Origin of the sequence: Pseudomonas sp. MG-9, from assembly GCF_018729515.1 — a bacterium.
GTDB classification, from domain to species: domain Bacteria; phylum Pseudomonadota; class Gammaproteobacteria; order Pseudomonadales; family Pseudomonadaceae; genus Aquipseudomonas; species Aquipseudomonas serboccidentalis.
In genome coordinates this window covers 60,943-84,476 of the sequence record NZ_JAHHZH010000006.1, presented here as the reverse complement: position 1 = coordinate 84,476, position 23,534 = coordinate 60,943, and the positions used below count along the sequence as shown (strand labels likewise).

The 23,534-nt window shown below is 61.0% G+C and carries 23 protein-coding genes; 12 read left to right on the top strand and 11 right to left on the bottom strand.

What is annotated here, in order from left to right; translation table 11 throughout:
• Window positions 1-4 precede the first annotated feature (4 nt).
• Window positions 5-316 carry a YqfO family protein gene (locus KKQ10_RS16975; protein WP_064586102.1) on the top strand — a complete coding sequence of 104 codons (312 nt, stop codon included), beginning with the start codon at window positions 5-7 and terminating at the stop codon, window positions 314-316.
• A gap of 660 nt (window positions 317-976) precedes the next feature.
• Here KKQ10_RS16975 and nagE read toward each other — a convergent pair.
• The 7 genes from nagE to KKQ10_RS16940 all read right to left on the bottom strand — a co-directional run bounded on the left by nagE (window position 977) and on the right by KKQ10_RS16940 (window position 9,769).
• Window positions 977-2,692 (bottom strand): N-acetylglucosamine-specific PTS transporter subunit IIBC, encoded by a 1,716-nt coding sequence (gene nagE, locus KKQ10_RS16970; protein WP_215501744.1) that lies wholly within the window; start codon window positions 2,690-2,692, stop codon window positions 977-979.
• Between the two features lie 35 nt (window positions 2,693-2,727).
• A complete protein-coding gene (gene ptsP / locus KKQ10_RS16965; RefSeq protein ID WP_215501743.1) occupies window positions 2,728-5,241 on the bottom strand; it encodes a phosphoenolpyruvate--protein phosphotransferase in 2,514 nt (837 codons plus the stop codon).
• A gap of 189 nt (window positions 5,242-5,430) precedes the next feature.
• The gene (locus KKQ10_RS16960; protein ID WP_215501742.1) at window positions 5,431-6,453 is read right to left on the bottom strand and encodes an SIS domain-containing protein; all 1,023 of its coding nucleotides are present in this window, start codon (window positions 6,451-6,453) and stop codon (window positions 5,431-5,433) included.
• Window positions 6,434-7,540 carry an N-acetylglucosamine-6-phosphate deacetylase gene (gene nagA / locus KKQ10_RS16955; RefSeq protein ID WP_215501741.1) on the bottom strand — a complete coding sequence of 369 codons (1,107 nt, stop codon included), beginning with the start codon at window positions 7,538-7,540 and terminating at the stop codon, window positions 6,434-6,436. Before nagA ends, KKQ10_RS16960 begins: the two co-directional genes overlap by 20 nt.
• A 64-nt stretch (window positions 7,541-7,604) precedes the next feature.
• Window positions 7,605-8,336, bottom strand: coding sequence for a GntR family transcriptional regulator (locus tag KKQ10_RS16950; protein ID WP_102357580.1), 732 nt, complete (start codon window positions 8,334-8,336; stop codon window positions 7,605-7,607).
• A gap of 283 nt (window positions 8,337-8,619) precedes the next feature.
• Window positions 8,620-9,135 carry a L,D-transpeptidase family protein gene (locus KKQ10_RS16945; protein WP_127650851.1) on the bottom strand — a complete coding sequence of 172 codons (516 nt, stop codon included), beginning with the start codon at window positions 9,133-9,135 and terminating at the stop codon, window positions 8,620-8,622.
• An 82-nt stretch (window positions 9,136-9,217) separates the two neighbouring features.
• Complete coding sequence (locus KKQ10_RS16940) at window positions 9,218-9,769, bottom strand: NUDIX hydrolase (protein WP_215501740.1); 552 nt, start codon at window positions 9,767-9,769, stop codon at window positions 9,218-9,220.
• Window positions 9,770-9,915: 146 nt separating this feature from the next.
• On the opposite strand from KKQ10_RS16940, the gene KKQ10_RS16935 reads away from it, so the two are divergent.
• The 5 genes from KKQ10_RS16935 (at window position 9,916) to purT (ending at window position 13,186) form a co-directional block, all read left to right on the top strand.
• Window positions 9,916-10,515 (top strand): CoA pyrophosphatase, encoded by a 600-nt coding sequence (locus KKQ10_RS16935; protein WP_127650847.1) that lies wholly within the window; start codon window positions 9,916-9,918, stop codon window positions 10,513-10,515.
• Between the two features lie 47 nt (window positions 10,516-10,562).
• Window positions 10,563-11,087 (top strand): gamma carbonic anhydrase family protein, encoded by a 525-nt coding sequence (locus tag KKQ10_RS16930; protein ID WP_003221962.1) that lies wholly within the window; start codon window positions 10,563-10,565, stop codon window positions 11,085-11,087.
• A complete protein-coding gene (locus tag KKQ10_RS16925; RefSeq protein ID WP_127650843.1) occupies window positions 11,084-11,299 on the top strand; it encodes a DUF1289 domain-containing protein in 216 nt (71 codons plus the stop codon). The genes KKQ10_RS16930 and KKQ10_RS16925 overlap by 4 nt, the downstream gene beginning before the upstream one ends.
• A 137-nt stretch (window positions 11,300-11,436) precedes the next feature.
• Window positions 11,437-11,904, top strand: coding sequence for a preQ0 transporter (locus KKQ10_RS16920; protein ID WP_215501739.1), 468 nt, complete (start codon window positions 11,437-11,439; stop codon window positions 11,902-11,904).
• 100 nt (window positions 11,905-12,004) lie between these two features.
• Window positions 12,005-13,186: a formate-dependent phosphoribosylglycinamide formyltransferase gene (purT, locus tag KKQ10_RS16915; RefSeq protein ID WP_215501738.1), complete on the top strand. Its 1,182-nt coding sequence runs from the start codon at window positions 12,005-12,007 to the stop codon at window positions 13,184-13,186.
• 87 nt (window positions 13,187-13,273) lie between these two features.
• On the opposite strand, the gene KKQ10_RS16910 is transcribed toward purT, so the two are convergent.
• From KKQ10_RS16910 to KKQ10_RS16900, 3 genes are all read right to left on the bottom strand, one after another.
• A complete protein-coding gene (locus tag KKQ10_RS16910; RefSeq protein WP_215501737.1) occupies window positions 13,274-14,590 on the bottom strand; it encodes an MFS transporter in 1,317 nt (438 codons plus the stop codon).
• Between the two features lie 392 nt (window positions 14,591-14,982).
• Window positions 14,983-16,215, bottom strand: coding sequence for a CNNM domain-containing protein (locus tag KKQ10_RS16905; protein WP_215501736.1), 1,233 nt, complete (start codon window positions 16,213-16,215; stop codon window positions 14,983-14,985).
• A 12-nt stretch (window positions 16,216-16,227) separates the two neighbouring features.
• Window positions 16,228-17,040 (bottom strand): cytochrome C assembly family protein, encoded by an 813-nt coding sequence (locus tag KKQ10_RS16900; protein ID WP_025112187.1) that lies wholly within the window; start codon window positions 17,038-17,040, stop codon window positions 16,228-16,230.
• 195 nt (window positions 17,041-17,235) lie between these two features.
• On the opposite strand from KKQ10_RS16900, the gene ffh reads away from it, so the two are divergent.
• The 6 genes from ffh to KKQ10_RS16870 all read left to right on the top strand — a co-directional run bounded on the left by ffh (window position 17,236) and on the right by KKQ10_RS16870 (window position 21,528).
• On the top strand, window positions 17,236-18,612 hold the full coding sequence (ffh, locus tag KKQ10_RS16895) for a signal recognition particle protein (protein ID WP_127650833.1): 1,377 nt from the start codon (window positions 17,236-17,238) through the stop codon (window positions 18,610-18,612).
• Window positions 18,613-19,021: 409 nt separating this feature from the next.
• On the top strand, window positions 19,022-19,273 hold the full coding sequence (gene rpsP / locus KKQ10_RS16890) for a 30S ribosomal protein S16 (RefSeq protein WP_003185073.1): 252 nt from the start codon (window positions 19,022-19,024) through the stop codon (window positions 19,271-19,273).
• A gap of 5 nt (window positions 19,274-19,278) precedes the next feature.
• Window positions 19,279-19,815 carry a ribosome maturation factor RimM gene (gene rimM / locus KKQ10_RS16885; RefSeq protein ID WP_003221979.1) on the top strand — a complete coding sequence of 179 codons (537 nt, stop codon included), beginning with the start codon at window positions 19,279-19,281 and terminating at the stop codon, window positions 19,813-19,815.
• A gap of 3 nt (window positions 19,816-19,818) precedes the next feature.
• Window positions 19,819-20,571 (top strand): tRNA (guanosine(37)-N1)-methyltransferase TrmD, encoded by a 753-nt coding sequence (gene trmD, locus KKQ10_RS16880; RefSeq protein ID WP_003221981.1) that lies wholly within the window; start codon window positions 19,819-19,821, stop codon window positions 20,569-20,571.
• Between the two features lie 45 nt (window positions 20,572-20,616).
• Window positions 20,617-20,967, top strand: a complete 351-nt coding sequence (gene rplS, locus KKQ10_RS16875) for a 50S ribosomal protein L19 (protein WP_003175895.1) — start codon at window positions 20,617-20,619, stop codon at window positions 20,965-20,967.
• A gap of 147 nt (window positions 20,968-21,114) precedes the next feature.
• Window positions 21,115-21,528 (top strand): acyl-CoA thioesterase, encoded by a 414-nt coding sequence (locus KKQ10_RS16870; RefSeq protein ID WP_127650831.1) that lies wholly within the window; start codon window positions 21,115-21,117, stop codon window positions 21,526-21,528.
• 117 nt (window positions 21,529-21,645) lie between these two features.
• Here the strand turns inward: KKQ10_RS16870 and KKQ10_RS16865 are convergent, their stop codons facing one another.
• Window positions 21,646-23,454, bottom strand: a complete 1,809-nt coding sequence (locus tag KKQ10_RS16865; protein ID WP_215501735.1) for a cation:proton antiporter — start codon at window positions 23,452-23,454, stop codon at window positions 21,646-21,648.
• Window positions 23,455-23,534: the final 80 nt, after the last annotated feature.

The window sequence follows — 23,534 nt, the reverse complement described above, 5'->3', positions numbered from 1 at the left end:
GCCTGTGTACAAGCTGGCGTTTTTTGTTCCTGACAGTCATGTCGAGGTGGTCAAAGGGGCTGTGTTCGCTGCGGGTGGTGGGCGGATCGGTGACTATGACCACTGTGCGTGGCAGGTGCTCGGTCTGGGCCAGTTTCGTCCGTTGGACGGCAGTCAGCCGTTTATTGGGCAAGCAGGGCAGGTCGAGCAAGTTGAGGAATGGAAGGTTGAGCTTGTCGTTTGTGACGAGTTGATTCGTGATGTGGTGGCGGCTTTGAAGTTGAGCCACCCTTACGAGACGCCGGCTTATGAGGTGTGGCGGTTGGAAGATTTCTGATAACCGCTTATTACAAGAAACCCGCAGATGAGTGATTGTCTGCGGGTTTTTTGTTGCCTGCGATTTGCTTTTCTGTAGGAGTGAGCCTGCTCGCGATGGCGCCCTGACAGACGACCATGCTCTGTCTGATTGAGTGAATATCCGTTTCTTCGGGTGCTGCGGCTGGCGGTTTCGCCCTTACGGCGACTCACTTTTTTTCAAACGCCAAAAAAAGTAAGCAAAAAACGCTTGCTCCTACGTACGGCCCGCTCGCTGGGGCTCGGGGTTTCTTCGCTCCGGGATCCATCCGGGCGCAGCGTCTACGGTTTGCTTCGCTGCACCTCCTCTCGCTGTGTTTGGCTGCGCCAAACGGTCGCTGCGCTCCCACGCCCGGATCAATCCCTCCACTCAGCCTTCCGACGTCGCCCGTGGATCAAGATCAAGAGCTGCAGCCGAGCTAACGCTCATCCTGTTGAGTGGTGAGAGGTGGATGCGGTCTGCTGTTGATTTCTGTGGGAGCTGGTTTGCCAGCGATGGCGGCCTGACAGCCGACCAATCTCTAGCTGATGCAGTACTCACCTGTAGGAGCTGCCGAAGGCTGCGATCTTTTGATCTTGCCTTTGATTGTGGAAAGCCAAAGTCAAAAGATCGCAGCCTTCGGCAGCTCCTACAGTGGACGGTTCAGACCTTGGCGCTGATTTTACTCCGGTTCACCAACGCCTCAATCGCCCCACTCAAACCCGCCGCTTTCTCGCCAATTAACAAATGCCAGACCCCGCCTTCCAACTGACTGACGCCCTGACACCCCAAGTCTTTCAACCGAGCCTCGGACAAAACTTTGCCGTCCGCCAGTCGCAGACGAATACGGGTCAGGGCGATGCAGTCCAGTTGCAGTACATTCTCGCTACCACCCAGTGCTGTCAGCCATTGCTGGGCTTGCGGTGCAGTGACCAATGCAGCTTTCGATTCCTCTACGACCACCGCTGGCGCAGCCACCAACGCACGCCCCAACGCCGGCATCGCCAGGCGAATCTCATCAGCAATGCTGTCGGCCATCGGCCCGACCACCACCTGTAAACTGCCGCCCTTGCCCGGACGCACAACCGCCATCGCACCCAGCGCTTTCAGATCGGCATCGGATGCTTTGTTGCGATCCACCATCTCCAGGCGCAGACGGGTCGTGCAGGCGCCGACGGTGACCAGGTTCTCGGCACCGCCCAAGGCCTTGATGTACGCAGCCGCACGTTCGTTTTCTGTCAGCACCGATTTCTCGGCAGTGGCTACATCCTCACGCCCCGGCGTCTTCAGATTGAAACGACGAATACAGAAATCAAACACCGCGTAATACACCACGGCGTAAGCCAGCCCGACCGGAATCACCAACCAGCCATTGGTCGAGCGTCCCCAGCCCAGCACCATGTCGATGAACCCGCCCGAGAAGGTAAAGCCCAGATGGATGTTCAGCGCATTGGTGATCGCCATCGACAACCCGGTCAGCAACGCATGCAGCAGAAACAGCAGCGGCGCTAAAAACATGAAGGCGAATTCGATGGGTTCGGTCACGCCGGTGAGGAACGATGTCAGCGCCATCGACAGGAAGATCCCGCCCATGACCCTGCGGCGCTCTGGCAGGGCGTTGCGGTACATCGCCAGGCATGCAGCGGGCAGGCCGAAGATCATCATCGGGAACATGCCGGTCATGAACTGGCCGCCCTTCGGATCGCCGGCGAAGTAGCGCGACAGGTCGCCAGTGACCAGTGCGCCGGTGGTCGGGTCGGTGAAGTTGCCGAACACGAACCACGCCATGTTGTTGAGGATGTGGTGCAGGCCGGTGACGATCAGCAGGCGGTTGAACACGCCAAAGACGAAGGCACCGAGGCTGCCGCTTTCCATCATCAAGGCGCCGAAGCTGTTGATGCCGTGCTGGATCGGCGGCCAGATGTAGCCGAACACCACGCCCAGAGCGACCGCGGCAAAACCTGTGACGATCGGCACGAAGCGCCGGCCGCCGAAGAACGCCAGATACTCCGGCAGCTTGATGTCCTTGAAGCGGTTGTACAGCGCGCCGGCCATCAGGCCGCTGACGATCCCGGCGAGCATGCCCATGTTGATGCTCGCGTCGAGCACCTTGAGCGTGGAGATCATCACCAGATAACCGATCACCCCGGCCAGACCGGCGGTGCCGTTGTTGTCCTTGGCGAAACCGACGGCGATGCCGATGGCGAAAATCATCGCCAGGTTGGCGAAGATCACTTGCCCGGCATCGTGGATGATCGCGATGTTCAGCAGGTCGGTGTCACCCAGACGCAGCAGCAGGCCGGCAATCGGCAGGATCGCGATCGGCAGCATCAGCGCACGGCCGAGGCGTTGCAGGCCTTCGATGAAGAGTTGATACATGGTGGTTCTCCCTGCTCTTTATAGAGAGCTTGTTGTTAGTGCAGAGGCCAATGCTGGTGGCAGGCGAGACGCACCGCAGCGGCGCTGTTCAGTTTGAGCAGATCATGGCTGAGGTGTTGACATTCAGCCTCGTGCAACTGGCGCACGCGGTCCTTGATTTCACCGATCTGCACCGGGCTGACCGACAGCTCCGTGACGCCCAGGCCGATCAGCACCGGCGTCGCCAGCGGATCGGAGGCGAGGGCACCGCAGACGCCGACCCAGCGCTTGTGCACCGCCGCGCCTGCGCAGGTCATGGCAATCAAACGCAGCAGCGCCGGGTGCAGGGCATCGACCCGGGCGGCGAGGCCGGCGTGGTCGCGGTCCATGGCCAGCGTGTATTGCGACAGATCGTTGGTGCCGATCGACAGGAAGTCGGCGTGTTCGGCCAGTTGCTCGGCTTGTAGCGCGGCGGCCGGGACTTCGATCATCACGCCGATTTCCGGGCGCTGGCTGATGTTCAGTTCCAGGCACAGCGCATCGACACGCTGACGGATGTGCAGCAGCTCATCGACCTCGGTGACCATCGGCAGCAGGATCCGGCAGCGTTGCAACGGGCTGACTTGCAGCAGCGCGCGCAGTTGCTGCTCGAGGATTTCCGGACGGGCCTGAGCCAGGCGAATGCCGCGCAAGCCGAGCACCGGGTTGGCTTCGGTGGGCAGCGGCAGGTAGTCGAGTTGTTTGTCGCCACCGACGTCGATGGTACGGATGATCACCGATTTGTCGCCCATCGCATCGAGCACGGCTTGATAGGCGCTGCGCTGTTCTTCAACGTCCGGCGCGGTCTGGCGATCAACGAACAGGAACTCGGTGCGCAGCAGGCCGACACCGTCGGCGCCGTTGGCAAACGCGTCCGCCGCCTCACCACTTGAGGCGACGTTGGCGACCACTTCGATGGTCACGCCATTGCGCGTTTCTGCTGGCAGATGCGCTTTGGCTTGTTGCGCATCGCGACGTTGCTGACGATCGATTTGCGCTTGCTGGACCTCGGCCAGGCGCTGAGCGCTCGGCGTCAGTTCAAGGCGACCGCCGTCAGCATCGAGCACCACCGATTGCCCTTGCGGCTGGTCGAGCAAAGCCGAACCCAACGCGACCATGCATGGCAGACCTTTGCCTCGCGCCAGAATCGCTACGTGCGATGTTGCGCCACCTTCGGCCATGCACAATCCGGCGACACCTTGGGCGCTGAGTTGCAGCAGATCAGAAGGGGTCAGTTCATGCGCAGCGACGATGGCGCCGGCCGGCACCTCGTAATGCCAGGCTTCGCCGAGCAGGGCGCGCAGCACCCGTTGCTTGAGGTCGCGCAGGTCATTGGCGCGCTCGGCCAACAGCGCGCTGCCGGTGTGTTGCAGCACCTCGCACTGCACATCGATCGACTGACTCCAGGCGTGGGTTGCAGCAGTGCCTTTATCGATGGATTGCTGCGCGGCGTCGAGCAGGGCCGGGTCTTCGAGCAACGCCAGGTGCGCGGCGAAGATCGCTTCTTCGTCGGCGCTCTTGTGCTTTTTCGCTTGGGTGAGGGTGGTGTGGATTTCGCTGCGAACCTGATTCAATGCCGACTCAAGAATCTGCTGCTGCCCCAGCGGATCATGATTGCCCGCATCCGCCGGCAGGCTGATCGCGTTCAGGCGAAACAGCGGCCCGCCGACCAGGCCCGGTGCGGCGCACACACCTTGCAGCACGCCTGCCTCGGCCGGGCGTTTGCGCGGTGCAGCGCTGACCGGTGCGGCGGCGTGATGATCCTCCGGCAGGGCGGTGGCCAATGCGCTGAGCAAGGCTTGCAGCGCGGCTTCGGCGTCAGGGCCCTGACAGCTGACTTGCACTTCATCCTGCTCGCCGATGGCCAGCCCCATCAGCCCGATCAGGCTGTTGCACGGTGCCGATTTACCAGCGAAGTGCAGTTGCGCCTGGCTTTTGAAGCCTTGCGCGGTCTGACGAATCAGCGCCGCGGGACGCGCGTGCAAACCGCCGCGATGTGCGACCAGCACCTGCCCGTGCACCTGCGGGCCACCGACGGCTTCAGCGCTTGCCGCGGAACCTGAGAGCGCGACGATGTGCAGCAATGGCTCGCCGACTTTCACCGCCTTGAGGGTGATCGGGCGTACCTGGAAGTCCTGACTGTTGGTCAGGATCAACAGGCTGACCAGGCTTTTGCACTGCAGGCCGACCTTGTCCAGGTCGTAGTGCAGCAACGGCTGGCCCTTGCTGACGCGCGCGCCTTCCTTGACCAGCATCGAGAAGCCTTCGCCGTTCAGTTCAACGGTGTCGAGGCCCAGGTGCAGGAGGATTTCTGCGCCGTTGTCGGCGCGCACGGTCAGTGCATGGCCGGTGCGGGCGACATGGATGATCACGCCGGCGCAGGGCGAATACAGGGTGTCGTTCAACGGGTCGATGGCAATGCCATCGCCCATCGCGCCGCTGGCGAACACCGCGTCCGGGACTTTGGCGAGCGTGAGCACCGGGCCGCTGAGCGGGGCGCTGAGGGTCAGCTCTTTATTGTTGTTGTGCATGGCTCGGTCTCATCGGTTAAATCTCGGTTCGGTGTCCCTGTGTAGGAACTGCCGAAGGCTGCGATCTTTGATCTTGTTTTTATGTGAATCAAAATCAAAAGATCGCAGCCTGCGGCAGCTCCTACAGGGTTGTGCATCAATCAACGGGTTTCACGTCCGCCGACAGGGTTGTGCATCGTTCAGCCGTTGTCAGTGTGTACGGGTCACTTTGCTCAGGTGGCGCGGCTGATCCGGGTCCATGCCCCGGGCCACGGCCAAACCTGCGGCCATCACGTAGAAGCTCTGGATCGCCAGAATCGGATCAAGGGCCGGGTGCTCGGCGCGGGTCAGGGTCAGGTCGCGCTCGCTGACATCGTCCGGTGCGGCCAGCAATACACGGGCGCCGCGTTGACGCATTTCCGCCGCGAGGCTCAACAGCCCGGCCTGCTCGGCGCCGCGTGGCGCGAACACCAGCAGCGGGTAGTGCTCGTCAATCAGCGCCATCGGGCCGTGACGCACTTCGGCGCTGCTGAAAGCTTCGGCCTGAATCGCCGAGGTCTCCTTGAATTTCAGCGCGGCTTCCTGGGCGATGGCAAAACCGGCACCACGGCCGATGACCATCAGCCGTTCGCAATCGCGCAGCGCGTCGATGGCCGCGCTCCAGTCCTGCTTTGCCGCTTCGCGCAGGCCTTCGGGCAGGGCGTTGTGCGCTTCCAGCAGTTCGCTGTCTTCTTTCCAGTGCGCGATCAGCCGGGCGCTGGCGCTGAGGGTGGCGATAAAACTTTTGGTCGCGGCGACGCTGCTCTCAGTGCCGGCGAGCAGCGGCACGCTGAACTCACACGCAGCTTCCAATGGCGAATCGGCGGCGTTGACCATCGAAACACTGAGTGCGCCGCGCTTGCGTAGCAGTCGCAGACTGTTGACCAGATCCGGGCTCTGACCCGATTGCGAGAACGCAAACGCGACCTGACCGCTGACCTTCAACGGCGCCTGCTGCATGGTCACCACCGACATCGGCAACGACGCCACCGGCACGCCCAGTTGCTGCATGGTCAGGTAGGCGAAGTAGCTCGCCGCGTGGTCGGAGCTGCCGCGCGCGACGGTCATCGCCACTTGCGGCGGCTGACGGCGCAGGCGCCCGGCGATCTCGATCATCTGCGGGTCGAGCTGTTGCAGTTGGGCTTGCACGGCCTCGAACGAGGACAGCGCCTCTTCAAGCATTTTTGAAGTCAATGTCTTCTCCTTCGACCATGACGGCGGTCAGTGTGAGTGAGCGATCCAGCTGCACGCAGTCGGCCCAGGCCCCAGGTGCAAGGCGCCCGCGTTCGGTGATGCCGAGGTAGTCGGCGGGAAATTGCGACAGACGCTGCGAGGCCTCGGCGATCGGCAAACCGATCTTCACCAGGTTGCGCAGGGCCTGATCCATGGTCAGGGTGCTGCCGGCCAGCGTGCCGTCGGGCAGGCGCACGCCGCCCAGGCATTTGGTCACGGTGTGGCTGCCAAGCTTGTATTCACCGTCGGGCATGCCGGCGGCAGCGGTCGAATCGGTGACGCAATACAGGCACGGGATCGAACGCAGGGCCACGCGGATCGCGCCGGGGTGCACGTGCAGCAAATCCGGGATCAGCTCGGCGAATTTGGCGTGGGCCAGTGCCGCGCCGACGATCCCCGGTTCGCGGTGATGCAGCGGGCTCATGGCGTTGTACAAATGGGTGAAGCTGGTGGCGCCGGCATCCAGGGCGGCGACGCCTTCTTCATAGCTGCCCAGGGTGTGGCCGATCTGCATGCGGATGCCGCGGCTGCTCAGTTCGCGGATCAATCCGTCGTGGCCGGCGATTTCCGGGGCGATGGTGATCACGCGGATCGGCGCCAGCGCCAGGTATTCCTCAACTTCGGCCATCAACGCGGTGTGGGCGAAATTTGGTTGTGCGCCGAGTTTGCCGGGATTGATGTACGGGCCTTCAAGATGCACGCCGAGTACCCGGGCGGCGCCTTTCGGACGCTGTTCGCAGAATGTTCCGACATCCTTCAGGACGCTGGAGATCTCGGCGCTCGGTGCGGTCATGGTGGTGGCCAGCAGCGAGGTGGTGCCGAAGCGCACGTGGGTTTTGGTGATGGTTTCGAAGGCGCTGGCGCCTTCCATGATGTCTTTGCCGCCACCGCCGTGAACGTGCAGGTCGATGAAGCCCGGCAGCAGATACGGCAGGTCATTGTCGGCCGGATCGCAGGGTACGCCTTCGATCGACACGACTTTGCCGTGTTCGTGGATCAGCCGGCCGCGAACCCAGCCGTGAGTGGTGAGGATGTTGTCTTCGGACATTTCGGTTCTCGCTGTTTGACGGCTTCGCCCGTTTAGTGGCGCAGCTGTTTATCGACGCAGCTCTTTATCTTCGAAGCTCTGCAACAAAGTCGTAGTAGTCGTTGCGGCAATAGGTGTCGGTGACTTCGATCGGCGTGTTGTCTTCCAGATAGCCGACCCGGGTCATCAGCAGCATCGCTGTGCCGGGGGCGATGCCGACCAGCGCGGCGAATTCGTCCGAGGCGTTGATCGCTTGAATGTGCTGCAGGGCGCGAACGATCGGTTTGCCGATGCCATCGAGGTATTCGTAGAGCGAATCGCCGACCAGTTGCGGCTTGGGCATGATCGAGGCGGGCAGGGTGCTCATCTCGATGGCCATCACGGTGTCATCGGCCTTGCGCAAGCGCTTCATGCGCGCAACCTTGTCGTTCGGCGACAGGCTCAGGCGGATCAGTTCTTCGTGAGTCGGCAGGGTGACTTCGCGCTCCAGCCACTGCGAGCTGGGGACGAAACCCTTGAGGCGGAGCATTTCGCTGAAGCCCGAGAGGCGCGACAGCGGTTGTTCCAGGCGTGGTGTGATGAACGTGCCGGAACCTTGCAGGCGGCGGATCAGACCTTGATCAAGCAGCACTTCCAGCGCCTTGCGGGCGGTGACCCGGGAGATACCGAGTTGCTCGCTGAGGTTGCGCTCGGACGGCATCGCCTGCTCGGCTTTCCACTGCCCGGCATGGATCGCCGATTCCAGATTGCGCGCCAGCTGCAGGTACAGCGGCGTCGGCTGAGAGTCATCTGGGCGTAGGGCCTGGAGGTCGTTCATGTAGGTCATTTCCGACGCGAGTATAGGATTGTTGTGGCTCGCTTGTGGGACGGAAATTAATACCACTTGAATACCATGTCAACGCGGGGAAATGGCCGTTGGCCCAATGAAATGGCGGTTTCTTGAGATGGTTGTCTTGAGTGGTATTAAAGGTGGGCTTTAAAACGCGAAAGATCGCAGCCTGCGGCAGCTCCTACAGTTGAGAGTGGTATCACCTCTGTAGGAGCTGCCGCAGGCTGCGATCTTTTGATTTATTTTTTTGCAGGTGACCAGTGGTCAGGGACTAGGGGCGAATCTCGATCATCGTACCGTCCGGTACCAGGCCCCAGACTTCGCGCATGTCCATGTTGCGCATGGCGATGCAGCCATCGGTCCAGTCCAGGGTGTGGAACAGGTTTTCCGGGGTTTCTTCCGAATCCGGCGTGCCGTGGATCATGATCATCCCGCCTGGCTCGACGCCTTCACGCCGGGCGCGCGCCGAATCGCTGATGTTCGGGTAGGAAATGTGCATCGCCAGGTTGAATTTGTCGCTGACCTTGCGCCAGTCGATCCAATAGAAGCCTTCCGGGGTGCGTTTGTCGCCTTCAATCAGTTTCGGACCCTTTTTTGCGCCCTTGCCCAAGGAAATGCGGTAGGTCTTGATCGGCTTGCCGTCGGCGATCAACTGCAGTTGATGCGCCGATTTGAGCACCAGGATTTTTTCGATCAGTGGCGTATTCGACGGCGTCACGGTAGTCACGAAGGACGCTTGGGAGAGTGAGACGAACGACAGGCAAAACAGAGCAAGCAACCAGCGCATTGAAACAATTCCCCAAAATGACGCAATGTTAAGTGTAGGCGCTGCCGAAGGCTGCGATCTTTTGATCTTCTGATCTTTTAAGTCAGCTAATGGCAGCCTGCGCCAGCGGCGGTATCGATTCGGAGCGCACCGGGTAGGTTTCGGTGCGGCGGTCAGCGAAGAAGCATTCTAAGGTACGCCCCACCGTGCGGAAAGCCAGCTCGTCCCATGGAATGTCGGCTTCGTCGAATAGTTGCACCTCGAGGCTCTCGGGGCCGGCGGCAAAATCCAGGTCGGCCAGTTCGGCGCGAAAGAACACATGCACCTGGCTGATGTGCGGTACGTCGATCAACGTATAGATGCTCAGGTTGCGCACCCGTGCGCAGGCTTCCTCGGCGGTTTCGCGGGTCGCGGCCTGCTCGATGGTCTCGCCGTTTTCCATGAAACCGGCAGGCAGCGTCCAGTAACCGAGCCGGGGCTCGATGGCGCGGCGGCAGAGCAGCACTTTACTGCCCCAGGTCGCAACGCAACCGGCCACGATGTTGGGGTTTTGATAGTGAATGGTCTGACAGCTGTCACAGACAAAACGCAGCCGCGAATCGCCTTCGGGAATGCGCTGGGTCACCGGGTTGCCGCACTGGCTGCAAAATTTCATGCTGGGGTTCCTGAATGCTGCGCCTATCTTGGCGTGCAGCGGTGTCGGTCGGCAAGTTGTCGTTTCGCGACATGGCCTGGCGAGGGGCTTGGGCGGCTGCCATGATTGGTGCATGATGCAGGGTAAGGCACAGATCGAGAACACTCATGCTGGACGAGCTACTGCATAGGGTAAGCAACCACACACCGCGCACGCTGGAGACCGATAAACGTTTCCCCGAGGCTGCTGTTCTGGTGCCGATCACCCGCAGTGACGAACCCGAGCTGGTACTGACCCTGCGCGCCAGCGGCCTCTCGACCCATGGCGGCGAAGTGGCCTTTCCCGGCGGACGCCGCGATCCGGAAGACCCTGACCTGATTTTCACCGCCCTGCGCGAAGCCGAAGAAGAAATCGGCCTGCCACCGGGGCTGGTCGAGGTGATTGGTCCGCTCAGCCCGCTGATTTCGCTGCATGGCATCAAGGTCACGCCTTATGTCGGGGTGATACCTGACTTCGTCGAATACCTGGCCAACGATGCCGAGATCGCTGCGGTATTCAACGTACCGCTGGAATTCTTCCGCAAAGACCCGCGTGAACACACGCACCGTATCGATTATCAGGGCCGCAGCTGGTATGTGCCGAGTTATCGTTACGGTGAATTCAAGATCTGGGGGCTGACGGCGATCATGATCGTCGAGTTGATCAATCTGCTCTATGACGAACAGATCAGCCTGCACCATCCCCCCAAAAGCTATATCAATACCTGAAGCCATCGTTCGAATGGCCCGTCATCGTGAGCCCTGAGGAAAACAAGATGAAATACCGCCTGGGCGACGCCCGCGTCGACACCCATCCGCAGAGCTGGGTTGCGCCCAATGCCGTGCTGGTGGGCAAGGTCAAACTGGAAGAGGGCGCCAACGTCTGGTTCAACGCCGTGCTGCGTGGCGACAACGAACTGATCCTGATCGGCAAGAACAGCAACGTTCAGGACGGCACGGTGATGCACACCGACATGGGCTATCCACTGACCATCGGCACCGGCGTGACCATCGGTCATAACGCCATGTTGCATGGCTGCACCGTCGGCGATTACAGCCTGATCGGCATCAACGCGGTGATCCTCAATGGCGCAAAGATCGGCAAGAACTGCATCATCGGCGCCAATTCGCTGATCGGCGAAGGCAAGGAAATCCCCGATGGCTCGCTGGTCATGGGCTCGCCGGGCAAGGTCGTGCGTGAACTGACCGAGCCGCAGAAGAAGATGCTCGAAGCCAGCGCCGCGCACTATGTGCATAACTCGCAGCGTTACGCGCGGGATCTGGTTGAGCAAGAGGAATGAACACACCCGAAAGACCGGTCGCCTCGCCGTGCGTGAGCATTTGTGCGCTGGATGAGGATGACATCTGCACCGGCTGCCAGCGCACTGTGGAAGAGATCACCCGTTGGAGCCGCATGAGCAACGACGAGCGACGGGTGGTGCTCGGGTTGTGTCATGAGCGGGCGAAGGCGAGTGGGTTGATCTGGATGATTGGGGCGACCCCGAACAAGTAGCGAAGAGCAAAAAGATCGCAGCCTGCGGCAGCTCCTGCATTTGGAGTGCGTTCTCCTGTAGGAGCTACCGCAGGCTGCGATCTTTTGATTCTGCTTTGGCTGAAGTAACCTGTGCGCCAATCTGACAGGTCGCTCCCATGATTTTCCTCATCGCCTACATCAGCAGCGTCGTGCTGATCAACTTCGCCTTCTCCACCGCGCCACACCTGGACATCATCTGGTCGGCCTGGGGCGGGTTGGTGTTCGTATTGCGCGATATGGTGCAGACCCGTTTCGGTCACGGTGCCATCGTGGCAATGCTGGTCGCGCTGGTTCTGTCCTACGTTACGTCCGATCCGTCCATCGCCCTAGCCAGCGCCACGGCGTTCGCGATCTCCGAATGCATCGACTGGCTGGTGTTCAGCGTCACCAAACGTCCGTTGCGTGACCGTTTGTGGATCAGCTCGGCGCTGAGCATTCCCATCGATACCTTCATCTTCTTCGGCATGATCGACCTGATGACGCCACCGGTGATCATCACCGCGCTGGCCTCGAAGTTCGCCGGCGTGACCGCCGTTTGGCTGATCATGGCCTGGCGCGAGCGCAAACAGGCTGTCGCCAGCTGAAGCCAAACCCTCGGGTTCATGTAAAATGCCGCGCTTTCTCCCCATGGAAAGCGCGTCTGGCGTTGCTTTCCTCGATGATCCGCTTCTTTGAGGACCTGAGATGACCCGTATCGGAACTCCATTGTCGCCGACCGCGACCCGCGTATTGCTGTGTGGCTGTGGTGAGTTGGGCAAGGAAGTGGTGATCGAGCTGCAACGCCTGGGCGTTGAAGTGATTGCCGTCGACCGTTACGCCAACGCGCCGGCCATGCAGGTTGCCCACCGCAGCCATGTGATCAACATGCTCGACGGCGCCGCGCTGCGTGCGGTGATCGAAGCCGAGAAGCCGCACTTCATCGTGCCGGAAATCGAAGCGATCGCCACCGCCACCCTGGTCGAGCTGGAAGCCGAAGGATTCACCGTGATCCCGACCGCCCGTGCCGCGCAACTGACCATGAACCGTGAAGGCATCCGTCGTCTGGCTGCTGAAGAGCTGGACCTGCCGACCTCGCCGTACCACTTTGCCGACACCTTCGAGGACTACAGCAAAGCCGTTCAGGACCTGGGCTTCCCGTGCGTGGTCAAGCCAGTGATGAGTTCTTCGGGCAAAGGCCAGAGCCTGCTGCGCAGCGTCGATGACGTGCAGAAGGCCTGGGATTACGCGCAAGAAGGCGGTCGCGCCGGCAAGGGCCGGGTGATCATCGAAGGCTTCATCGATTTCGACTACGAAATCACCCTGCTGACCGTGCGCCACATCGGTGGCACCACGTTCTGCGCACCGGTCGGTCACCGTCAGGAGAAGGGCGACTATCAGGAGTCCTGGCAGCCGCAAGCCATGAGCCCGACTGCCCTGGCGGAGTCCGAGCGCGTGGCCAAGGCCGTGACCGAGGCCCTGGGTGGCCGTGGTCTGTTCGGCGTCGAGTTGTTCATCAAGGGTGATCAGGTGTGGTTCAGCGAAGTTTCGCCGCGCCCGCACGACACCGGTCTGGTAACCCTGATCTCCCAGGACCTCTCGCAGTTCGCGCTGCATGCCCGCGCCATTCTCGGTCTGCCGGTGCCGCTGATCCGTCAGTTCGGCCCGTCGGCTTCGGCGGTGATTCTGGTGGAAGGGCAGTCGACCCAGACCGCCTTCGCCAACCTCGGTGCCGCACTGAGCGAGCCGGATACGGCGTTGCGTCTGTTCGGCAAGCCTGAAGTCAACGGTCAGCGCCGTATGGGCGTGGCCTTGGCGCGGGATGAGTCGATCGAGGCTGCGCGTGCCAAGGCGACCCGCGCTGCTCAGGCGGTTGTTGTAGAGCTGTAAACCGAGGCGCCCCTATTGCGAGCAGGCTCACTCCTACAATTGGAATGCGTTCCCTTGTAGGAGTGAGCCTGCTCGCGATTCGCTCTGTCAGGCAATCTGATTCAGATCGTTATTCCTCGTCTCCTTCAGGCACAGCACTGCAATCAGGCTGAGCACCGCCGCCCCCGACACATACCCGCCGACATAACTCAAACCGCCCATCGCCACCAGTTTCTGCGCGAAGAACGGTGCCGCCGAGGCGCCGACGATCCCACCCAGGTTGTAGGCGGCTGATGCCCCGGTATAGCGCACATGGGTCGGAAAAAGCTCCGGCAGCAGCGCACCCATGGGCGCAAACGTCACGCCCATCAAGAACAGTTCGATGCACAGGAACAGCGCCACGCCCCAGGTCGAACCCTGTGTCAGCAACGGCTCCATCAGGAATCCGGACAGAATCGCCAGCACCCCGCCAATGATCAGCACCGGTTTGCGCCCGTAACGGTCGCTGGCCCAGGCGGACAATGGCGTCGCTGCGGCCATGAACAGTACGGCAAAGCACAGCAATCCAAGGAACGTCTCACGGCTGTAGCCGAGGGTGGACACGCCGTAGCTCAGGGAAAATACCGTCGAGATGTAAAACAGCGCATAGCAGACCACCATTGCCGCCGCGCCGAGCAGGGTTGGCGCCCAGTATTGGCTGAACAGCTCGACCAGCGGCACTTTCACCCGCTCCTGACGGGCAATGGCGTTGGCGAAGACCGGGGTTTCGTGGAGCTTGAGGCGCACGTACAGGCCGACCATCACCAGTGCCGCGCTGAGCAGAAACGGAATCCGCCAGCCCCAACTGCGGAACTGTTCGTCGTTGAGGGTCATGGCCAGGGTCAGGAACAGCCCGTTGGCCGCGAGAAAACCGATCGACGGGCCAAGTTGCGGGAACATGCCGAACCACGCCCGTTTGCCCTTGGGCGCGTTTTCCGTGGCCAGCAGCGCCGCGCCACCCCATTCGCCGCCCAGGCCCAGACCTTGTCCGAAGCGCAACACGCACAACAGGATCGGCGCCCAGGCCCCGATGCTGTCGTAACCCGGCAGCACGCCAATCAGCGTGGTACACACGCCCATCAGCAGCAGCGAAGCGACCAAGGTCGATTTGCGTCCGATGCGGTCACCGAAATGGCCGAACAACGCCGAACCCAGCGGTCGGGCGAGGAAGGCGATGCCGAAGGTGAGAAATGCCGAGAGCATCTGCGCGGTGCCGGAAGTCTGCGGAAAGAATACCGGCCCGATCACCAGCGCGGCGGCGGTGGCATACACGTAGAAATCGTAGAATTCGATGGCAGTGCCGATGAAACTCGCCGTTGCCACACGGGTGGCGGAGTTGGTCGGCTGGGCAGGCGTGGTGGCGCTGTAAGCGGTACTGGTCGTCATGCGGTGATCCCTGACAGTCATGAGCTCCGTTGGAGCGAATTATTATGGTCGAGCACCCAGGGATGTGGGATGAGGCGCGGTCGCTGTTTCGAGTAGGAACAGTCGCCGGGATGATGCGGAAATAGCCGAAGCCGTAGGCGTGCGGGTAAGCACAAGGCCAGGCGGTGCTTGGGTAAGCGGTTCGATTATAGGAAGGGGGCTAACGAATGAACAAGCGCTAAAAAGGAGGCGAGGGCATGGCTTTTGTGGCGAGGGGGCTTGCCCCCGTTGCACTGCGCAGCAGTGCCGACGCTTCAATCAAAATATCTCGGCTAGCGCTTTGTTTAGGCAAATGCGACTGCTGCGCAGCCAAACGGGGGCAAGCCCCCTCGCCACAGGGAATGGTGAAGGCTTTAGATGATGGCCGGTACCGAAGTGGTATGCCAGATCAACACCTTGCTCACCCGGTTCTCCTCGGTCTCGAGAATCTCCAGCCGGTATCGCCCGATCTTCAGGCACACCGCGCTTTCTGGAATGGTCTCCAGCGCTTCGGTCACCAGGCCGTTGAGGGTTTTCGGCCCGTCGCTGGGCAGGTGCCAGCCCAGGCATTTATTCAGTTCGCGAATCGACGCGGTACCGTCGATCACCATGCGCCCGTCAGCCTGTGGGTGGATGTGCGGATTGTCGAGGCTGTGCTCGCTTTCGAATTCGCCGACGATTTCTTCGAGAATGTCTTCCAGAGTGACGATGCCCAGCACCTCACCGTACTCGTCCACCACCATGCCCAAGCGGCGCTGCTGTTTGTGGAAATTCAGCAGTTGCAGCTGCAGTGGCGTGCTTTCCGGAACGAAATACGGTTCGTAGCTGGCAGCCAGCAGCGCTTCGCGGGTCAGCTTGTCATCGTTGAGCAGATGGCGGATTTGCCGGGTGTTGAGCACCGCTTCGACCTGGTTGATGTCGCTGTGGAACACCGGCAGGCGCGTGCGCTTGTTGTGGCGCAGTTGTTCGATGATTTCTTCGATCGAGTCATCGAGATTGATGCCGTCGACATCGCTGCGCGGCACCAGAATGTCATTGACCGTGATGTTGTCCAGCGCGTGGATCCCCGAAACCGGGTGCGTGCGGGACGGATGTTCCGGGTCATCGTGGCGATCGGCAGGCTCTTCGTCTTCGCTCTGCTGCACCACTTGGGCCTTGCGGGCGAAGGGACGCAGCAGCAAGCCGCTGATGCTGCTCAGCAGCCAGGCCAGCGGGTAAAGGATTTTCAGTGGTACGGCCAGCAGGGTATTGCCGAAGGACAGCACGGCGTCTGGATAGCGATGGGCAACGGTGCGCGGGAAGTAATCGGCAAACACCAGCAACACGGCAGCGGCGCCGAGGCAGGCTACCCACGGGCCGTTTTCTTCGCACAGGAAGATCGCCAGCAGCGTGGCGATGACCACTGCGAGGGCGCGGCACAGGGTGTTGCAGAGAATCAGGCTGTCGAGCGGGAAGCTCAGCTTCGCCAGTGGTTTATCGCTGGCGCGCGACGCGGCGCGCTGCGCGAGCAGGTGCTGCTGCGCGATTTCGACGGCGGTAAACAGCCCCGACCATAAAATCAGCAGGACAAATACCGCGAGCATCGGCCCTATGGGCAAACCGTCCATTTATGCCGCCCGTCAGATGTGCAGGATGTATTCACGAACCAGTTTGCTGCCGAAATACGCCAACATCAGCAGGCAGAAACCGGCGAGGGTCCAGCGAATCGCCTTGTGACCACGCCAGCCGAGGCGATTACGGCCCCACAACAGCACGCTGAACACCACCCACGCCAGGCACGCCAGCAGGGTCTTGTGCACCAGATGCTGGGCGAATAGGTTCTCGACGAACAGCCAGCCGGAGATCAGCGACAGCGACAGCAGCGTCCAGCCGGCCCAGAGAAAGCCGAACAGCAGGCTTTCCATGGTTTGCAGCGGCGGGAAGTTCTTGATCAGCCCGGACGGGTGCTTGTGCTTGAGCTGGTGATCCTGCACCAGCAGCAGCAAGGCCTGGAACACCGCGATGGTAAACATGCCGTAGGCCAGGATCGACAGCAGGATATGGGCGAGGATGCCCGGCTCTTCGTCGATGATCTGCACCGTGCCGGCGGGCGCGAACTGCGCCAGCAGCACCGTCGCGGCGCCCAGCGGGAACAGCAGCACCAGCAGGTTTTCCACCGGGATCCGCGAGCAGGCCAGCAATGTAAGGGCAATGACCGCTGCGGCAATCAGGCTGGCGGCGCTGAAGAAGTCCAGGCCCAGGCCGATCGGCGTCAGCAGGTGGGTGAGCAGGCTGGCGCTGTGGGCCAGCACGGCAAGGATGCCGAGCGTAACCAGCAGGCGCTTGTTCGCCTTGGCGCCGGAGGCCAGACGGGTGCCCTGATAAAGGGTCGCAGCGGCATAAAGAAGAGCGGCGGCGAGCGTGGTCAGCAAACTGGGTGACAAGGGGAGCATAAATCCTGTTAGGCAGGCCCGAAAGGCGCTGAGTTTGGCATAGAACCGCCACACCACGAAAGTGCGAGGTGTCCGCCCGACGCAGTCTTCGCTATAATCCGCGACCTGCCCACGCCGCAGGCTCGCCGAGCACATGTTGAATCCGGTCTGGGCCGCCATTATCCCGGTCTACACAGGGCCTGAAAGGATCGCGCAATGTTTGAAAACTTAACCGACCGTCTCTCGCAGACGCTGCGCCATGTCACCGGCAAGGCGAAGCTGACTGAAGACAATATCAAAGACACCCTGCGTGAAGTGCGCATGGCGTTGCTCGAAGCCGACGTCGCCCTGCCGGTGGTCAAGGACTTCGTCAACTCGGTCAAGGAGCGCGCTGTCGGCACCGAGGTGTCGCGCAGCCTGACGCCGGGCCAGGCATTCGTGAAGATCGTCCAGGCCGAACTCGAAAGCCTGATGGGCGCGGCCAACGAAGACCTGAACCTGAGCGCCGTGCCGCCTGCCGTTGTGCTGATGGCGGGTTTGCAGGGTGCCGGTAAAACCACCACCGCCGGCAAACTGGCGCGCTTCCTTAAAGAGCGCAAGAAGAAGTCGGTGATGGTCGTATCGGCGGACGTTTACCGTCCGGCCGCGATCAAGCAGCTGGAAACCCTGGCCAACGACATCGGCGTGACGTTCTTCCCGTCCGACCTGAGCCAGAAGCCGGTCGACATCGCCAACGCGGCTATTAAAGAAGCAAAACTGAAATTCATCGACGTGGTCATCGTCGACACCGCCGGTCGTCTGCACATCGACGAAGAGATGATGGGCGAGATCAAGGCATTGCATGCCGCGATCAACCCGGTCGAAACCCTGTTCGTGGTTGATGCCATGACCGGCCAGGACGCCGCCAACACGGCCAAGGCCTTCGGCGATGCACTGCCGCTGACCGGTGTGATCCTGACCAAGGTCGACGGCGACGCCCGTGGCGGTGCCGCACTGTCGGTACGTGCAATCACCGGCAAGCCGATCAAGTTCATCGGTATGGGTGAGAAGAGCGAAGCGCTCGAGCCTTTCCACCCTGAGCGTATCGCTTCGCGGATCCTCGGCATGGGCGACGTGCTCAGCCTGATCGAACAGGCCGAAGCGACCCTCGACAAGGACAAGGCCGATAAACTGGCCAAGAAGCTGAAGAAGGGTAAGGGCTTCGACCTCGAAGACTTCCGCGATCAGTTGCAACAGATGAAGAACATGGGTGGCCTCGGCGGCCTCATGGACAAACTGCCGAGCATCGGCGGCGTCAACCTGTCGCAGATGGGCAATGCCCAGAATGCGGCAGAGAAGCAGTTCAAGCAGATGGAAGCCATCATCAACTCCATGACCCCGGCCGAGCGCCGCGACCCTGAGCTGATCAGCGGTTCGCGCAAGCGCCGGATCGCCATGGGTTCCGGCACCCAGGTGCAGGACATCGGTCGCTTGATCAAGCAGCACAAGCAGATGCAGAAGATGATGAAGAAATTCTCCGCCAAAGGCGGTATGGCAAAAATGATGCGCGGCATGGGCGGTATGTTGCCCGGCGGCGGCATGCCAAAGATGTGAGGTGTCCCCTCTCGCCCATTCTGCTCACTTATGGCGGCGCCTGATGCCCTCATGCTGCGTTGCTGTTCCTCGCCATAGCGGGCAATGACTCGTTGCGGCGCCTTGCTTGAGGGCATCAGTCACTCGCCAAAAGTGAGCGAAATGGGTGAGACAGGACACAAAGACTTCGCCGGTCGTCGCACCGGCGCAGACCCCGCAAGGACGCGGGATCAACAGCAAACCCGCACTCGGCGGGAGCTACTGGCCGTTTTCATCGACGGCTCTATATGCAAATCCGCACGGCATGCCATAGGCGCCGGAAAAAGTCATTTGCAAAAGTCCGGATATTCCTTAGAATATGCGGCCTTTCGGGCACCCATGCCCGCTGTGCATTTAGATTTGCAGCACCGACTACAGGAACGATGTTCACATGCTAACAATCCGTCTTGCCCTTGGCGGCTCCAAAAAGCGCCCGTTTTACCACCTGACCGTAACCGACTCGCGTAACCCGCGTGACGGCTCCCACAAAGAACAGGTTGGCTTCTTCAACCCTGTTGCCCGTGGTCAGGAAATCCGTCTGTCCGTGAACCAAGAGCGCGTAGCCTACTGGCTGAGCGTTGGTGCACAGCCTTCTGAGCGTGTTGCTCAGTTGCTGAAGGAATCTGCCAAGGCTGCAGCCTGAGCAGTATGAGCGCGACGCCAGAAAAAGCTGATGACCTGATCGTTGTCGGCAAGATTTTTTCGGTTCACGGCGTTCGCGGCGAGGTGAAGGTCTTTTCCTTTACCGATCCGATTGAAAACCTGTTGGACTACCGCAACTGGACGCTTCGGCGCGAAGGCGTGGTGAAACAGGTCGAGCTGGTCAGCGGCCGATCCACTCAAAAGGATCTGGTTGCCAAGCTCAAAGGCCTCGATGATCGCGATGAAGCCCGTCTTCTGAGCGGTTATGAGATTTGCATCTCGCGAAGCCTTTTGCCCAACCTGACAGGCGACGAGTACTACTGGTACCAGTTGCAGGGTCTGAGCGTCATCAACCAGGACGAGCAATTGTTCGGCAAGGTTGATCACCTGTTGGAGACCGGCGCGAACGATGTATTGGTGGTCAAGCCCTGCGCGGGCAGCCTGGATGATCGCGAGCGGTTGTTGCCCTACACAGAGCAATGCGTGCTGGCAATTGACCTGGATGCAGGCGTGATGAGGGTGGAATGGGACGCGGACTTCTAAGCAATGGCCAGCCTGCGCGTAGACGTCATTACGCTGTTCCCCGAGATGTTCTCGGCCATCAGTGAGTACGGCATTACCAGTCGTGCGGTCAAACAGGGGCTGTTGCAGCTGACCTGTTGGAATCCGCGGGATTACACGACGGATCGGCATCACACTGTGGACGATCGCCCGTTTGGCGGTGGTCCGGGCATGGTGATGAAGATCAAGCCCCTGGAAGATGCTCTGGTTCAGGCCAAGGCAGCAGCCGGGGAGGCGGCGAAGGTGATTTACCTGTCCCCCCAAGGCCGTCAACTGACTCAGTCGGCGGTACGCGAGTTGGCAAAATCGGATGCATTGATCCTGATTGCCGGCCGCTATGAAGGCATTGACGAGCGCTTTATTGAGGCTCATGTCGATGAAGAGTGGTCGATTGGTGACTATGTACTGTCTGGCGGCGAGCTGCCGGCCATGGTCATGATCGATGCGGTTACACGACTGCTGCCTGGAGCTTTAGGGCATGCGGATTCCGCTGAGGAAGATTCCTTTACGGATGGTCTGCTGGATTGCCCGCACTACACCCGACCTGAGGTGTATGCGGATCAGCGTGTTCCCGACGTGTTGCTAAGTGGCAATCACGCGCATATCCGGCGTTGGCGTTTACAGCAGTCCCTTGGTCGGACCTATGAACGACGCGCCGATCTTCTGGAAAGCCGCTCGCTTTCTGGAGAAGAGAAGAAGCTGCTCGAGGAATACATCCGCGAGCGGGACGATAGTTAACAACGTATCGATGGTAGATCAGTTGATTTACCTTAGGAGCACAGCATGACCAACAAAATCATCCTTGCACTCGAAGCAGAGCAGATGACCAAAGAAATCCCTACCTTTGCCCCGGGCGACACCATTGTCGTTCAGGTGAAAGTGAAGGAAGGCGATCGTTCCCGTCTGCAAGCGTTCGAAGGCGTTGTAATCGCCAAGCGTAACCGCGGCGTGAACAGTGCGTTCACCGTTCGTAAAATCTCCAACGGTGTTGGCGTAGAACGTACTTTCCAGACCTACTCCCCGCAGATCGACAGCATGGCTGTTAAACGTCGCGGTGACGTACGTAAAGCCAAGCTGTACTACCTGCGCGACCTGTCGGGTAAAGCAGCTCGCATCAAGGAAAAACTGGCTTAAGTCCAGCTTCCGATGCAGAAAAAAGCAGCCTACGGGCTGCTTTTTTGTTGCCTGCCATTTACCGCCTTCAACCTGTAGGAGCTGCCGAAGGCTGCGATCTTTTGATCCTGCATGTGTTTCGGCAGCCAGAAATCAGAGCCATTCTTCATGACCACCCGTGACCAGGAAATCGAACGCCGCACCGAACTCTCGGTGACCCGCGTGACCAAAGCCGTCTTCCCGCCGACCACCAACCACCACAACACCTTGTTCGGCGGCACCGCGCTGGCGTGGATGGACGAAGTGTCGTTCATCACTGCAACACGTTTCTGTCGCCTGCCGCTGGTGACGGTGTCCACCGACCGCATCGACTTCAATCACGCGATCCCGGCCGGCTCCATCGTCGAACTGGTGGGCAGGGTGATCAAGGTGGGTAACACCAGCCTCAAGGTCGAGGTGGAGGTGTTCGTCGAGAGCATGAGCTGTGACGGTCGCGAGAAGGCGATCCACGGACAGTTCAGCTTTGTGGCGATTGATGATGACAAACGACCGGTGCCGGTGTTGCCAGGGTTTGCAGTCTGATTCAGGGCCGAGTCGCGCCATTCGCGAGCAGGCTCGCTCCTACAGTGATCTGGGTGAACACAAATTTGTGTCCGGCACAGAACCTGTGGGAGCGAGCCTGCCCGCGAAGGCACCAGATCAAACGCCGCTGATCTCAGGCTGAATCAACGCCAGCAGCGTCCACCCCGATCCCGGTTTCACCGTAGTCTCCGGCGTCACCACATGCACCCAGCCGCTGTCATCACGCATGAACAGCAACGTGGCGCGATTGCCATGTAGCGCGCGGTAATCATCCCAACCGAACCCGTCCGTCAGCGTCGTACTGTACAACTCGGCGCCCTGGCCCATCTGGCTGGCCAGTTTCGCGTAGGTGAGAGCATCGCTGCCCAGCTGATTGCCCCGGTGCTCAAGGCTCGCGCGGTGCTTGTCGCTTCGACGGCTTTCATGCCCGCTGGCCAGACCAAACAGGCGCTGATGACCGAAGTCGTGGCGAAAGCGCATCGCCGCCAGCGTATTGAGTTCGCCCGACGGCGACAGTGCCAGCAGGTGCCCCAGCCCGACCAGGTCCAGATGCGCATCCGCATGTTGCGAGGCCGGGTTGCCGAAATACGTCGGCAAACCTTCCATGCGCGCGGCGCGGATGTTCTCCCAGCTCGAATCGGTCAGCAGCACCCGGCTGCCCAGTTGTTGCAGTGATTTGCCCAGCGCCCGCGCCGGGCCGTTGGCGCCGACGATCAGGAAGCCGCTGGGCGCCGGTTCCGCCACGTTCAGCAGGCGGGCCAGTGGCCGAGCGGTTGCGCTCTGCAGAACCACCGTGCCGATGATCACTGCGAACGTCAGTGGCACCAGCAGCAGGGCGCCTTCGTGCCCGGCCTCATCCAGGCGAATCGCGAAAATCGCCGACACCGCTGCCGCCACGATCCCGCGCGGGGCGATCCAGCACAACAAGGCGCGCTCACGCCAGCTCAGACTGGAGCCGGCGGTACTCAGCAAGACGTTCAGCGGGCGGGCGATCAGTTGAATCACCAACAACAGAATCAGCACCAGTGGCCCGAGGCCGATCAGCGCATTCAGATCCAGGCGCGCCGCGAGCAGAATGAACAGCCCGGAAATCAGCAGCACGCTGAGGTTTTCCTTGAAGTGCAGAATGTGCCGTACATCCACGCCCTTCATGTTCGCCAGCCACATGCCCATCAGCGTCACCGCGAGCAGGCCGGACTCGTGCATCACCTCGTTGGACGCAATGAAAATCCCCAGCACTGCCGCCAGCGAGGCGAGGTTGTGCAGGTATTCCGGCAACCACTGGCGGCGGATGATGGTGCCCAGTACCCAGCCACCGACGATGCCGAACACGCTGCCGCAGAGAATCACGCCACCGAAGGTCAGTAGACTTTGCTTGAGCCCGTGGCCCTCGCCGCTGGCGATGATGAAGCTGTAGACCACCACCGCGAGCAGGGCACCGATCGGGTCGATGACGATGCCTTCCCAGCGCAGAATGTTGGCAATCGACGCTTTCGGCCGCACCACCCGCAGCATCGGCACGATCACGGTCGGGCCGGTCACCAGCGTCAGGCTGCCGAAGAGGATCGCGAGCAGCCAGTCGAAGCCGAGCAAGAAATGCGTTGCGACGGCGATTACCACCCATGTGACGAGGGCGCCGAGGGTTACCAGGCGATGCACGACGCTGCCGATCTCGCGCCACTCGGACAGATGCAGGGTCAGGCTGCCCTCGAACAGGATCAACGCCACCGCCAGCGAGACCAGCGGCATCAGCAGCGGGCCGAACATTTCCTGCGGATCAAGCCAGCCCAGAATCGGGCCGGCGAGAATCCCGGTCAGCAACAGAAACAGAATCGCCGGCAGCTTCAAGCGCCACGCCAGCCATTGGCAACCCAGCGCCGCGGCACCGATCCCGCCAAATGCCAAGAGAATTTGCTGCTCGTTCATTGATGCTCCCTGTTCCTTGAAATTGCGGGCTATGAAAGACTAGCGTCCATTCCTACAGTTCACTCTACATTTGCGCGCCG